This window comes from Lysinibacillus sp. Y5S-8 (assembly GCF_036894365.1).
Lineage (GTDB): Bacteria > Bacillota > Bacilli > Bacillales_A > Planococcaceae > Lysinibacillus > Lysinibacillus fusiformis_D.
Genome location: NZ_CP145889.1, coordinates 235,248 through 249,098 on the forward strand (window position 1 = coordinate 235,248; position 13,851 = coordinate 249,098).

Genomic DNA, 13,851 nt, shown 5'->3' on the forward strand with positions numbered 1-13,851 from the left:
CAATTACTAGACCTTTACATTCATGGCCGGATCCAAAAAAATATTTTGGATTCGGCCTTTCTTTATTTGTTGGGGTGAGCTAGATTTTCGGTCCTTGTATCAAATTACAATTAAGGGAGAGAAGTAGCTCATGTCAGTAGTTAGTGAAAAGAACATTACGATTATGTCTAGCTTTGAAGGAAGCAAAAAAGTGTATGTGGAAGGATCACGTCCAGATATTTTAGTACCTATGCGTGAAATCGCATTAAGCCCAACGACTGGTAGCTTTGGGGATGAAAAAAATGCCCCTATTCGAGTATATGATACGAGTGGTCCATACACAGATCCGAATTATCACGTTGATATTACAAAGGGTCTGCCTGCTTTGCGACGTGCATGGATAGAAGAAAGAGAAGATGTTGAGGAATATGAGGGGCGTACGATTAAACCTGAGGATAACGGTTTTCGTCGTATTGATGATCCGCGCATTCAAGAAAATGTCTTCCCTAAATTGGAGCGGAAGCCTTTACGTGCAAAAAGGGGTAAAAATGTAACACAGCTTCACTATGCACGAAATGGAATGATAACGCCAGAAATGGAGTTTGTGGCGATACGTGAAAACATGGATCCTGAATTTGTTCGTTCAGAAATTGCAGCAGGTCGGGCTATTATGCCTTCTAATATTAATCACCCTGAGGCAGAGCCGATGATTATTGGTCGTAACTTCCATGTGAAAATCAATGCAAACATTGGGAATTCTGCGGTATCGTCATCAATAGCAGAAGAAGTTGAGAAAATGACATGGGCTACACGCTGGGGCGCCGATAATATTATGGATCTCTCCACTGGTAAACATATTCATACAACGAGAGAATGGATTATTCGAAATGCTGCAGTGCCAGTGGGAACGGTGCCTATTTATCAGGCTTTAGAAAAAGTAAATGGCATAGCCGAGGATTTAACGTGGGAAGTTTATCGTGATACGCTCATTGAGCAAGCAGAGCAGGGGGTTGATTATTTCACGATACATGCGGGTGTTCTTTTACGCTATGTACCTCTTACAGCAGATCGTGTAACAGGCATTGTGTCACGTGGTGGTTCAATTATGGCACAGTGGTGTTTATTTCATCATCAAGAGAATTTCCTTTATACACATTTTGAGGAAATCTGCGAAATTATGAAGACGTATGATGTTGCTTTTTCTTTAGGAGATGGCTTACGCCCAGGTTCCATTGCAGATGCCAATGATGAGGCGCAATTTGCAGAGCTTGAAACGCTGGGTGAATTAACACAAATTGCTTGGAAGCATGATGTTCAGGTGATGGTAGAGGGGCCAGGTCATGTGCCGATGCATTTGATAAAGGAGAACATGGACAAGCAATTAGAAGTTTGTAAGGAAGCGCCTTTCTATACATTGGGCCCATTAACAACAGATATTGCGCCAGGATATGACCATATAACATCAGCTATTGGTGCAGCGATGATTGGCTGGTTTGGTACAGCGATGCTCTGCTATGTGACACCGAAGGAGCATCTTGGCTTACCTAATCGTGAGGATGTTCGAGTAGGAGTTATTACTTATAAGATTGCTGCCCATGCAGCTGATTTAGCGAAAGGACACCCAGGTGCACAACAACGGGATGATGCATTGTCAAAAGCACGCTTTGAATTCCGCTGGCGTGATCAATTCAATCTATCATTAGATCCAGAACGTGCGGTTGAATATCATGACGAAACGCTTCCAGCAGAGGGGGCAAAAACAGCGCACTTTTGCTCAATGTGTGGCCCTAAATTCTGTAGTATGAGAATCTCACAGGATATTCGTAATTATGCTAAAGAAAAAGATTTAAATACGACTGAAGCTATTCATCAAGGTATGCAGGAAAAGGCAGAGGAGTTTAAAAAAGCGGGGAGTCAGATTTATCAATAATGAGGGAAGGCTTATGTCAAAGTATAGACATAAGCCTTTCATGTTGTTGAAAAAAGATGATGTCAACGGCAGAAAAAGCAAATTTGCAAGGTGAGAGGTTGATTTCCGCTCCGCCAGCGCCCTTTCCAGGGGGCGTCCGATGAGCCGCTTCACTCACTTACGCTCGCTCCAGGGTCTCATCTGTGACGCTAAATCCCCTAGAAGTGACGCTGGCTCCACTCCAATCAACCATTCTGCAAAGTGTCTTTACTTTTTTTCATAGTAGTATAGCGATCAAATAGCCCATTATCTGTATTCTTAGAGGGGATAAACTCTTATTTTCAATATGGAGAAGTGATGCGTGACAACACCTCTTCATAAAAAGTAGTGAACACCTTCACTTTATTTGAAAACTTTGCTAAAAAGGTAACACTTTTGTGGATTAGAATGGAGGGCTACTTGACTCCCGTGGGATAGCGAGACAGGCGAGCCTCTAAACGGAGCGGTAGTGGAGGAAGCGGCTCGGTGCTCGCCCACAGGAAAGCAAGTAGCCTGCAACGGAAATCCATTTCTTCCTTTCAATTGACTGTTTTGTTTATCAACACTAAGGAAGACTTATGTCAAAGTATAGACATAAGCCTTTTCTAATCATAAAAAAGCTCCATGTGAATGACAGATTCACATGGAGTAAAAGTTGAATTTGGATATCAATAATAAGTGGACTATTAAACGTTGGTTGGTTGTTTTACATATGGGTTTGTAAGGTCCATACCTTCTAACGAAAGACCCATCGCTTTTGCGACACCCTCACCATATGCTGGGTCAGCTAAATAGCAGTGAAGGATGTGACGACGTTTGATGAATTCTTCAACAGAAGCCATATCATTCGCTGTATTTTCAAATAGACGTTGTTGCTCTTCTGTAGTCATTAAACGGAACAGTTTACCTGGTTGCTCGAAGTAATTGTTATCGTCTTCACGGAAGTCGTGAATACCTGCATGACCATCAATGCGTAATTCAGGCTCTTTATGGTCTAGGTTATGCTCCCATTCACCGTAGCTATTTGGTTCATAGCCTAATGTAGAACCGAGGTTGCCATCAAAGCGCATTGCACCATCACGATGGAAGGTACGGAATGGACATTTCGGTGCGTTAACTGGCAGCATATAGTGGTTTACACCTAGGCGATAGCGTTGTGCATCTGCGTATGCAAAGATACGACCTTGTAACATTTTATCTGGTGAGAAGCTAATACCAGGAATAATGTTAGATGGTGCAAATGCAGCTTGTTCAACTTCTGCAAAGTAGTTGTCCGGATTTTTATTTAACTCGAACTCACCGACAGGAATTAATGGGAAGTCTTTTTTATACCATACTTTTGTTAAGTCAAATGGGTTGTATGGAAGCTCACGAGCTTGCTCCTCTGTCATAACCTGAATATACATTTTCCATTTAGGGAAATCGCCTTTTTCGATAGCTTCATATAGATCACGTTGTGAAGATTCACGATCTTGACCGATAACTTCAGTAGCTTCAGCACCTGTTAAGTTTTTAATACCTTGCTCTGTACGGAAATGGAATTTAACCCATACACGCTCATTTTCAGCATTGATAAAGCTATACGTATGAGAACCAAATCCATGCATATTGCGGTAACCAGCTGGAATACCACGGTCAGACATTACAATTGTCACTTGGTGAAGTGCTTCAGGTAATAAAGTCCAGAAATCCCAGTTGGAGTTAGCGTTTTTCATATTTGTACGTGGATCACGTTTAACGACATGGTTTAAATCTGTAAAGTGTAATGGGTCGCGGAAGAAGAATACAGGTGTATTGTTCCCTACTAGATCCCAGTTTCCTTCTTCTGTATAGAATTTAAGGGCAAAGCCACGAATATCGCGCTCAGCATCTGCAGCACCACGCTCACCAGCAACTGTTGAGAAACGTGCGAACATTTCTGTTTTCTTGCCAATCTCTGAGAAAATTTTCGCTTTTGTATATTGAGTAATATCATGCGTTACAGTAAAAGTACCAAATGCACCTGAGCCTTTAGCGTGCATACGACGTTCAGGAATTACTTCACGGTTGAAATTTGCTAATTTTTCAACTAACCATACATCTTGAAGTAAAAGAGGACCACGTGGACCTGCTGACATAGAGTCATGGTTACTTACTACTGGAGCGCCACCTGCTGTTGTAAAACGACGGCTACGATCATTTGCGTTTGTCATATTAGTTTACCTCCTGAAAAAAATATAAGTCAAACTCTTCATCTATAACTATAACAAAGATAAAATAGAATTGCTAGTACATTATAATAATTATCGTTAAAGAATTTTTATATTTAAAGATAAACTATAAATATATGCGAAGGAAAGGCGTTTTATACATAGTTTTCACCAGAAATTCCATTTTTCTAATCTCGTTTTAAAAATTATTAGGTATGAAAATGACATGGATTTTAAGATAATGACTACATTGTAAAAACCTTTATTGAAAATAAAATGGACTAATTGAAAATTATTTCAATCAATTATTTTTAGTTTTTTCGATATCGATTAGGCGTTATGCCGATTTGTTGTTTAAATATTTTAATGAAATAATTAGGATCATCAAAACCGTTTAAATGGGCAATTTCACTAATGGAAAAATCTGTTTCTAGCAGCATGTTAGTAGCATGATGAATTCTTATTTGCTGTAAATAGCGTTTAAATGGTAGGCCTTGCTTCTTTGAGAAAATGGTACTTAAATAATTTGGGCTGATTCCGAGCTTATGGGCGACGAAGGGCAGGGACAAGGAGCTATCATTAAATTGTTGATCAATTATTTCTAAAGCTAGCTCAACATAATCGGCTCGTTTCTCCATTCGAGCTTCCCGCGCTAATTCAATTAATGTTTGTGTGAAAGAAATAATGCCATTGAGAATTGTATAAAATATAGGATGTTCAATGATTAAGTGAAATAGCTGACGGTAGCTCTGCTCGATAGCTGCTTTTTCGTGTAACTTATATTTCAACATAAAGCGTCGAATTTGTGCTAAAACACTTGTTAAATGAATACGTAGATCATCTTGCTCATAATATATTCCCTCATTAGATAGCTGATATAAAAATGTTTTAACGGCTTCAAGGTTTCCGTCTTCCAAACTACTGATTAACAATTGCTGCTCTTCTGGTGTTAATAAGGGATCGAAGGGCTGCGTTTCAAATTGTTTGCTTGCATAAAAAATATGACCAAAGCCTTCGTAAAAGCTTTGATGTAGTGCACGCTTTGTTAATGTATACATGTTTTTGATGGTTGTCGGTGGACCATCATAAATGCCAATATTTAAAGAACTATTACTAATTAATCGCCATTCCATCATAAGTGCACGGACATCCTTTTCTACCATCTTTATGTCACTTGTTTGAAAAAGGCATACAATTGTATTGGACAGAGGGTAGGTTTTCATATGGAAGTGGATAGGTGTTTGTTGTAGCCAATTGTAAAGCTTATTAAAAGTTTCGGTATGTTCTGGCTCCATCATCGTGAAATGTATAGTCGTCTCAATTGAACTAGATTTGTTATCTAAAAATAATTGAAAATAAAAGGAATCATTTGTAGTCTCCTGCGCATATTCCTTGACCTGTGGTGTGCGAAGAGAAATGGTTGTGAGCTTTTGTTTTAATAATTCTAAATCAATGGGCTTTACAAAGAGATGGGCCACTTGTAAATCTATTGCCTTTAATGCATTTTTAAATAAAGGTTCTGTCGTCATTGCGAGAATGGCACCAGATAGCTTTTGTAAATCACGATAAAGAGCCGTTAAGCGATTATTAGGAAATAGATCGATATTTAACAGAATGGCGTCCGGTTCAAATAGTCGAATTCTTTGGGGCACCTCTGAAATACTTGTGCACATTTCAATGAAGACGTCTCCAGGGAAATAGGTATGTAAAAACCACTTTATGCCTGCCAAGTCGGTAGGATCACGATCAATTAATAATAGCTTCATTACATCAACTCCTATAAAATATTCCAGTTTCATATAAAAATACGATTATATTATTAAAAATAACATAGGAATCTGAAAAAAATCTCCTTTTCTCTTTTAAAATTCTCTATATTCTGAAAAAAGTAGTGAGTACAATGTAAATAGAGTAATAAATCATCAGCAGAAACCACTTGTACAATGAAAACGCTTAAATGGAATTTAATGCTGAAGTTTTTAATATTACGACCAATAAATGAGGAGTTTTTATTTACATAGTTTGATAGGGAATAGGAGGATGTCATGTGAAATCGATCATCGAGCTTGATGGCAATACATTAACAAGACAACAAATTGAGGAAATCGTTAAGGGGCAAGCAACAGTTGCACTTTCTGTCGATAGTTTACAACGTATTCGTTTAAGTAGAGAGCGTATCGAGAAACGCTTAGCTGAAGGACAAACGATTTATGGAGTGAATACAGGCTTTGGGCAACTCAGCAATATAAAAATTGAGCAAGAGGATATTGAGCTATTGCAGCTGAATTTATTAAGATCTGATGCAACGGGTGTTGGTGAACCGTTCCCTACTGATGTTGTACGTGCAATGATGGTGTTACGTGCCAATGCTTTAGCTAGAGGATTTTCTGGCATTCGTGAGGAAACAGTACAGCTGTTATTGGAGTTTATTAATAAAGGAGTGCATCCAATTGTTCCGTCACAAGGTTCGGTGGGAGCAAGCGGCGATTTAGCGCCATTATCGCATTTGGCATTAGTGCTAGTGGGAGAAGGTAAGGCAGAGTTTAACGGAGAAGTCATGAGTGGAAGCGAGGCGCTACAACGAGCGGAGTTAACACCAGTTCGACTTCAAGCTAAAGAGGGGCTGGCACTTGTTAATGGTACGCAAGCTATGACAGGAATTGGTGTATTAACAGTCAATGAAGCTGAACGAATTGGACTTGCAGCGGATATGGCGGCAAGCTTGACGCTAGAAGCATTAAAGGGCATTACGTCAGCATTTGATCCAGCGCTATTAGCTGTAAGGCCACATCCAGAATTAGAACTGGTGGGGGGGCGTATTCGTAAGTGGCTTGATGGTAGTAAACGTGTCACAAAGCAAGGCGAAATTCGCATGCAGGATGCTTACTCGCTACGCTGTATTCCGCAAGTACATGGTGCTTCTTGGCAGTCCTTTTTCTACGCGGAGAATCGTGTTCAAACTGAAATGAACGCGACTACAGATAATCCGATTGTTTTAGAAAGTGGTGAGGTACTATCGGGTGGTCATTTCCATGGTCAGCCAATTGCCTTGGCAATGGACTTTTTGAAGATTGGTGTAAGTGAATGGGCTAATATTTCAGAACGTCGTACAGAACGTATGGTAAATCCACATCTTAATGAAGGATTGCCGCCGTTCTTGGCAACAAACCCAGGGATTGAATGTGGACTAATGATTGCACAATATACAGCAGCTTCTATTGTCTCAGAAAATAAAGTATTAGCTCATCCTTCTAGTGTGGATTCTATTCCTACATCAGGTAACCAAGAGGACCATGTAAGTATGGGAACAACATCGGCCCGTCAAGTACGTCAGATTGTTCACAATGCGGCTCGCGTTATCGCAATAGAATTAATTTGTGCTTCTCAGGCAATCCATTTAGACAAGGCGGAAGAGCAATTATCTCCAACAACACGTAAATTCTTAGAGAAAGTGCGTGAATTCTGTCCACCCTTATTAGCAGATCAACCAATTGGTGACGAAATTGAAGCATTGGCGAAATATTTACTAGCAAGTAATGATCTAGTAAATGAGTATGTGTAAATAGGGTTGAATGAAATAGCAAAGGCTGAGGCAAGACTCGTTAATCCGAGTCACCTCTGCTTTGGATATAATTATATGCTTTTGAGTCTGAATATTCAGTCTTTGTTTTAGTATCTACACTTTCAAACCAATAGTATTTTTATGAAAAGGAGCGTGTTTTTATGGTATTCAAAACAGATATTCGTGCACCGCGTGGAAGTGAACTAACATGTAAGGGATGGACACAGGAAGCGGCAATGCGTATGTTAATGAACAATCTAGACCCAGAGGTGGCTGAGAACCCAGATGAGCTGATTGTGTACGGTGGTATTGGAAAGGCTGCTCGTAACTGGGAAAGCTATGAACAAATTATTGCTTCTTTAAAAGAATTAGAGAATGATGAAACACTGCTGATTCAATCAGGGAAGCCAGTAGCTGTATTCCGTACGCATGAGCATTCTCCTCGTGTATTAATTGCCAATTCAAACCTAGTGCCTGCATGGGCCAATTGGGATCATTTCTATGAATTAGAGGACAGAGATTTAATGATGTATGGCCAAATGACTGCGGGTAGCTGGATTTATATTGGTGCTCAGGGCATTTTACAGGGAACTTATTTATCATTCGTAGAAGCAGGGAAGAAGGTATTTGGCACTGCGGATTTACGTGGTAAATTCATCCTAACAGGTGGTATGGGCGGTATGAGTGGTGCACAGCCGTTAGCTGGGAAAATGGCGGGCGCTGTAATCTTAGTCGTTGAAGTAGATCGTGCCCGCATTGAACGTAAAATAAAAGAAGGATACTGTGATTACATCGTGGAGACTGTGGATGAAGCCATTGCATTAGTCGACAAATTACGTAATCAGAAAGAGCCAGCTTCGATTGGTCTTGTAGGGAATTGTGCAGATGTCAATCGTGAGCTGTTAAATCGAGGGATTATTCCGGATTTTGTGACGGATCAAACATCTGCACATGACCCGATTAATGGCTATGTACCAAATGGCATGACATTTGAAGAAGCATTAGCACTTCGGAAATCGGACGTTAAAACGTATGAGCACAAAGCGAAAGAAACAATGGCAGAGCATGTTCGTACAATGCTAGCGTTTCAAGATGCAGGTGCAGAAGTATTTGATTATGGAAATAATATTCGTGCCTATGCCAAAGAAATGGGTGTAACGAATGCCTTCGATTTCCCAGGCTTTGTACCAGCCTATATTCGTCCACTATTCTGTGAAGGAAAGGGCCCATTCCGTTGGGCGGCTCTTTCAGGAAACCCTGAGGATATTTATAAAACAGATGCGCTTGCGAAAGAGATGTTCGCTGAAGACGAGGGTCTAGTCAATTGGATTGATATGGCGCAAAAAATGGTTAAATGGCAGGGGTTACCAGCCCGTATTTGCTGGTTAGGCTATGGTGATCGTCATCGCTTTGCATTAAAGGTAAACGAAATGGTTGCGAATGGTGAATTGTCAGCACCGATTGTCTTTGGGCGTGATCATTTAGATTCAGGTTCAGTCGCATCACCGAATCGTGAAACAGAAGGGATGATGGATGGTTCCGATGCAGTATCGGATTGGCCAATTTTAAATGCGCTTGTAAATACTGCTAGTGGTGCGAGCTGGGTGAGTGTGCATCATGGCGGTGGTGTAGGAATGGGATATTCACAGCATGCTGGTCAAGTACTAGTTGCGGATGGATCGGCGCTTGCTGCTGAAAAAATCGCACGAGTATTGATTTCGGACCCTGGCATGGGTGTTGCCCGTCATGCTGATGCAGGCTATGAGATTGCGATTAATACGGCAAAAAACAAAGGTGTCCATATACCAATGTTAAAGGGTGATGTGAAGTGACCATTCTAATTAGAAATGCCAATGAAGTAATTACTTTGAGAAGTAATGCACAAGGACCGCGTACGAAAGAACAAATGCAGGAAATTGCGGTAGTAGAAAATGGCTGTGTACTAATTGAAGAAGATCGTATTGTAGCTGTTGGAGCTTTTGAACAACTGGAAGTAGATTTCCCTGATTTAGTAAGGAAAGCAGACATTATTGATGCTACTGGTAAGATTGTGATGCCAGGTTTAGTGGATTGTCATACCCATTTAGTGCATGGTGGAACACGTGAACAAGAATTTAATATGAGACTTAATGGTTCTACCTATATGGAAATTATGAACGCAGGTGGCGGTATTCATGCTACAACAAAGCGTACACGAGAAACCAGCTTTGAAGAATTATATGAAAAGACGATGCAGCACTTAGATGTATTTTTAAAGCATGGTGTGACAACCGTTGAAGCAAAATCAGGTTATGGATTGGATTGGGAAACGGAAAAGAAGCAGCTAGAGGTAGCAAAACAATTACAAGCTACACATGACGTTGATATTGTTAGTACGTTTATGGGTGCGCATGCAGTACCACGCGATTATAAGGAACGTGAGGATGAATTTGTTGATGTTGTAATCCATGACATGCTGCCCAAAGTGGCAGAGCTAAAACTGGCAGAATTTAATGATGTATTTTGTGAAAAGGGTGTCTTTACACCAGAGCAATCTCAGCGCATTTTAGAGGCCGGCAAAGCTCTTGGCTTAACACCGAAAATACATGCTGATGAAATCGAGCCTTATCAAGGAGCGGAGCTTGCTGCCGAAGTGGGAGCTATTTCGGCAGAGCATTTGCTGGTTGCTTCTGATGAAGGAATTCTAAAAATGGCTGAAGCGGGCACAATTGCTGTATTACTGCCAGGGACTGCATTCTTTTTACGTGCACCATATGCAAGAGGACGTCTAATGATTGATGAAGGGGTGCCTGTAGCAATATCAACAGATTTTAACCCGGGATCATCACCGACAATGAGTTTACCATTTATTATGAATTTAGCCTGTATGCATATGGGCATGACATTGGAGGAAGTATTAACTGCGACAACGATTAATGCAGCTTATGCATTAAATCGAGGCGAACAAATAGGCTCCTTGGAAGCGAATAAAAAAGCTGATGTACTTATTTTAGATGTTGCCAACTATAAGCAGCTACAATATTTCTATGGTATGAACCATACACATACAGTTATCAAAAATGGGCAAGTTGTTGTACAAAACGGCATTCTGCTGAATAATCGATAAAAAATGGGCATAAATAAAGCTGAGGAAGCTTTATTTATGCTTTTTTAAAATTGAGTTGCAATTACCTTTAAGGAAGATTATAATACAATTAAATAGTAATTATTGAATTACAAATTACTTAACCTTGTAATCAATTAAAGGGGTTATACAATGACAAAATTCCGTACTGAGGAAGAAGTGCTTGAGCATTATGATTCTTCAAAATATCAAACACCTGATGGATATACCGCAGATATTGCCATTTTTACAATTACGTCAGAGAAAACAGAAGAAAAGGCGCCACCCAACATGACGCTTAAAATTATGCTAATTAAGCGTGCGGCTAAGGATGCTGATGGAAATCCGAATATTGAAGGAGGGAAATGGGCACTCCCAGGAGGATTTGTAGATGCCGATCAAAAAGAAACAGCCTATATCGCAGCTAAACGAGAATTAAAAGAAGAAACCAATGTTGAAGGTTTGCATGTTCAACACTTTGGTGTTTATGATCAAATCGATCGAGATCCTCGTGGTTGGATGATTTCAAATGCATTTTACGCAATTGTTCCTGAGACATATATTGAACAACGCCAAGCAAATGATGATGCGGCTGAGGTAGAACTGTTTGATATAGAAAGTGTATTTACACTTCAACTAGCCTTTGATCATAGAAAAATTATTACAGATGCGTTGAATTTTATTAAAAGAGATATGATTCAAACAACCGTTGCTAAAAATTTTTTACCACAAGCGTTCACTTTGTCAGAATTACAGCGAGTACTTTTAACAGTTGGAGAAGATCCTCGAATTTCTAATGATTCGGTGTTCTTTACAAAAGCACCCAAATTACCTTTTATCGAAAAAGTATTGGATGAGGAAGGCAAACCGAAGAAAACTAAACGAAATTCGTTCAGACCTTCGCAACTATATAGATTTAATAATTTTGAAATGGTGGAGTCCATTTATCATTAGGAAAGATCCGTCTTTCCTGATTATTTTAAATATAGTAATTTGTAATTTAGCTATTACTAATTAAAAAACGGAGTGATGAGATGATGAAAAAGCGAGCACTAATTAATATTGATTATACAGTTGATTTTGTTGCATCTGAAGGGGCCTTAACTTGTGGAGAACCTGGCCAGCTGCTTGAGCAAGCAAATGTAGACTTAACGAAGGAATTTATATTGAATGGTGAGTTTACGGTGTTTGCCGTCGATGTTCATGAACGAGGAGATGTTTATCATCCAGAAACAAAGCTATTTCCACCACATAATATTCGAAATACAAAAGGCAGGGATTTATTTGGCGCTTTAAAACCGTTGTACGAAGCACATAAAGAGCAGGATCATGTCTATTACATTGATAAAACGCGCTACTCAGCTTTTGCAGGGACAGATTTAGAGCTGAAATTACGTGAAAGAGGCATTACTGAGCTTCACTTAATCGGAGTTTGTACAGATATCTGTGTTCTTCATACAGCAGTCGATGCTTATAATAAAGGGTTCGAATTCGTAATTCATAAGAATGCTGTCGCCTCCTTTAATCAAACAGGCCATGAGTGGGCGTTAGGACATTTCGAGCATACACTTGGCGCCACTGTGATTTGACATGAATGGAGGGAAAAACATGAAATATGCTGACGATAGTTTTATGTTACACACAGATCTATATCAAATTAATATGGTTCAAACTTACTGGCAAGATGGGGCTCATCAACGCAAAGCTGTTTTTGAGCTATATTTTAGAAACCTTCCATTTGGCAATGGGTATGCGGTATTTGCAGGCTTAAAAAAAGCTATCGAGTTTATCAATAACTTCGTTTTCTCTCAAAGTGATATTCAATATTTACGAGAAGAAGGAAAATATCCAGAGGAATTTCTTCAATATTTACAGGAGCTTAAGTTTACTGGATCGATTAAGGCGATGAGGGAAGGAGAATTAGTCTTTGCGAATGAGCCTATCCTACGAATTGAAGCCCCATTGGCAGAAGCCCAATTAATTGAAACCCCTTTGTTAAATATTGTGAACTATCAAACGTTGATTGCGACAAAGGCTTCACGCATTAAACAAGTGACAGGTGAGGATGTCGTGATGGAGTTTGGTACTCGACGTGCACATGAATTTGATGCAGCTATTTGGGGAACTCGTGCTGCCTATATAGGTGGATTCTCTTCAACTAGTAATGTAAGAGCAGGAAAATTGTTCGGTATCCCCGTGTCAGGAACGCATGCCCATGCAATGATTCAAACCTATCGAGATGAGTACACTGCATTTAAAAAATATGCAGCGGCACATAAAGATTGTGTATTTTTAGTAGATACCTATGATACGTTGCGTTCGGGCGTTCCTAATGCGATTCGTGTAGCAAAGGAGCTAGGAGATCATATTAATTTTATTGGTATTCGTTTAGACAGTGGTGATCTAGCATATCTTTCAAAACAGGCAAGAAAAATGCTAGATGCTGCAGGATTTACAGAAGCAAAAATTATGGCTTCGAATGATTTGGACGAATATACAATTATGCATTTAAAGTCGCAAGGTGCACAAATTGACGCTTGGGGAATCGGAACGAAGCTTATTACAGCCTATGATCAGGCAGCTCTTGGCGGGGTATACAAATTAGTTTCAATTGAAAACGAAAGTGGAGATATGGTAGATACCATTAAAATTTCAGCAAATCCTGAAAAAGTGACTACACCAGGGCGTAAACGTGTTTACCGTATTATTAGTATGGATAATGGTCATGCTGAAGGAGACTATATTGCATTAGAGGGAGAAAACATAGAGCAAGAAGAAAGATTGAAAATGTTCCACCCTGTTCATACGTATATTAGTAAATTTGTAACGAATTTTTTTGCAAAAGATTTACATGAAAGCATCGTAGAAAACGGAAAAGTGGTTTATGAGGAACCTACAATTCAAGAAACACAAGCATATGTGAAAGAAAATTTACATTTACTGTGGTGTGAATATAAACGAACAATGAATCCCGAAGAGTATCCTGTTGATTTAAGTCAAGCATGTTGGGACAATAAAATGGCAAGCATACAGGACATAAAAGAAAAAATTTCACAAGATAGGAGGTAGC

9 protein-coding genes are annotated in these 13,851 nt (G+C 39.6%); 7 read left to right on the forward strand and 2 right to left on the reverse strand.

Annotated features, from left to right (window positions below; all coding sequences use genetic code 11):
* Positions 1–130 precede the first annotated feature (130 nt).
* The gene (gene thiC, locus V6670_RS01095; protein WP_338652269.1) at positions 131–1,909 is read left to right on the forward strand and encodes a phosphomethylpyrimidine synthase ThiC; all 1,779 of its coding nucleotides are present in this window, start codon (positions 131–133) and stop codon (positions 1,907–1,909) included.
* Between the two features lie 704 nt (positions 1,910–2,613).
* Here the strand turns inward: thiC and V6670_RS01100 are convergent.
* Together V6670_RS01100 and V6670_RS01105 are read right to left on the reverse strand one after the other, a co-directional pair.
* The gene (locus tag V6670_RS01100; RefSeq protein ID WP_036125644.1) at positions 2,614–4,119 is read right to left on the reverse strand and encodes a catalase; all 1,506 of its coding nucleotides are present in this window, start codon (positions 4,117–4,119) and stop codon (positions 2,614–2,616) included.
* A gap of 308 nt (positions 4,120–4,427) precedes the next feature.
* The gene (locus tag V6670_RS01105) at positions 4,428–5,882 is read right to left on the reverse strand and encodes a helix-turn-helix domain-containing protein (RefSeq protein ID WP_141905296.1); all 1,455 of its coding nucleotides are present in this window, start codon (positions 5,880–5,882) and stop codon (positions 4,428–4,430) included.
* 281 nt (positions 5,883–6,163) lie between these two features.
* Here V6670_RS01105 and hutH point away from each other — a divergent pair, with 281 nt between their 5' ends.
* The 6 genes from hutH (at position 6,164) to V6670_RS01135 (ending at position 13,850) form a co-directional block, all read left to right on the forward strand.
* Positions 6,164–7,678 (forward strand): histidine ammonia-lyase, encoded by a 1,515-nt coding sequence (gene hutH / locus V6670_RS01110; RefSeq protein WP_036125650.1) that lies wholly within the window; start codon positions 6,164–6,166, stop codon positions 7,676–7,678.
* A 161-nt stretch (positions 7,679–7,839) separates the two neighbouring features.
* Complete coding sequence (gene hutU / locus V6670_RS01115) at positions 7,840–9,510, forward strand: urocanate hydratase (RefSeq protein WP_058844643.1); 1,671 nt, start codon at positions 7,840–7,842, stop codon at positions 9,508–9,510.
* Complete coding sequence (hutI, locus tag V6670_RS01120; RefSeq protein WP_338652270.1) at positions 9,507–10,784, forward strand: imidazolonepropionase; 1,278 nt, start codon at positions 9,507–9,509, stop codon at positions 10,782–10,784. Before hutU ends, hutI begins: the two co-directional genes overlap by 4 nt.
* A 150-nt stretch (positions 10,785–10,934) precedes the next feature.
* On the forward strand, positions 10,935–11,735 hold the full coding sequence (locus V6670_RS01125; RefSeq protein ID WP_141905300.1) for an NUDIX hydrolase: 801 nt from the start codon (positions 10,935–10,937) through the stop codon (positions 11,733–11,735).
* 80 nt (positions 11,736–11,815) lie between these two features.
* The gene (locus tag V6670_RS01130; RefSeq protein ID WP_338652271.1) at positions 11,816–12,370 is read left to right on the forward strand and encodes an isochorismatase family cysteine hydrolase; all 555 of its coding nucleotides are present in this window, start codon (positions 11,816–11,818) and stop codon (positions 12,368–12,370) included.
* A gap of 19 nt (positions 12,371–12,389) precedes the next feature.
* A complete protein-coding gene (locus tag V6670_RS01135) occupies positions 12,390–13,850 on the forward strand; it encodes a nicotinate phosphoribosyltransferase (protein WP_338652272.1) in 1,461 nt (486 codons plus the stop codon).
* The last annotated feature ends 1 nt before the right edge of the window (position 13,851 follow it).

What these genes read in the sequence shown, in the direction of transcription:
- thiC (WP_338652269.1), top strand. Translation starts at nt 131, where the DNA reads ATGTCAGTAGTTAGTGAAAAGAACATTACGATTATGTCTAGCTTTGAA.
- V6670_RS01100 (WP_036125644.1), bottom strand. Translation starts at nt 4,119, where the DNA reads ATGACAAACGCAAATGATCGTAGCCGTCGTTTTACAACAGCAGGTGGC.
- V6670_RS01105 (WP_141905296.1), bottom strand. Translation starts at nt 5,882, where the DNA reads ATGAAGCTATTATTAATTGATCGTGATCCTACCGACTTGGCAGGCATA.
- hutU (WP_058844643.1), top strand. Translation starts at nt 7,840, where the DNA reads ATGGTATTCAAAACAGATATTCGTGCACCGCGTGGAAGTGAACTAACA.
- V6670_RS01125 (WP_141905300.1), top strand. Translation starts at nt 10,935, where the DNA reads ATGACAAAATTCCGTACTGAGGAAGAAGTGCTTGAGCATTATGATTCT.
- V6670_RS01130 (WP_338652271.1), top strand. Translation starts at nt 11,816, where the DNA reads ATGATGAAAAAGCGAGCACTAATTAATATTGATTATACAGTTGATTTT.
- V6670_RS01135 (WP_338652272.1), top strand. Translation starts at nt 12,390, where the DNA reads ATGAAATATGCTGACGATAGTTTTATGTTACACACAGATCTATATCAA.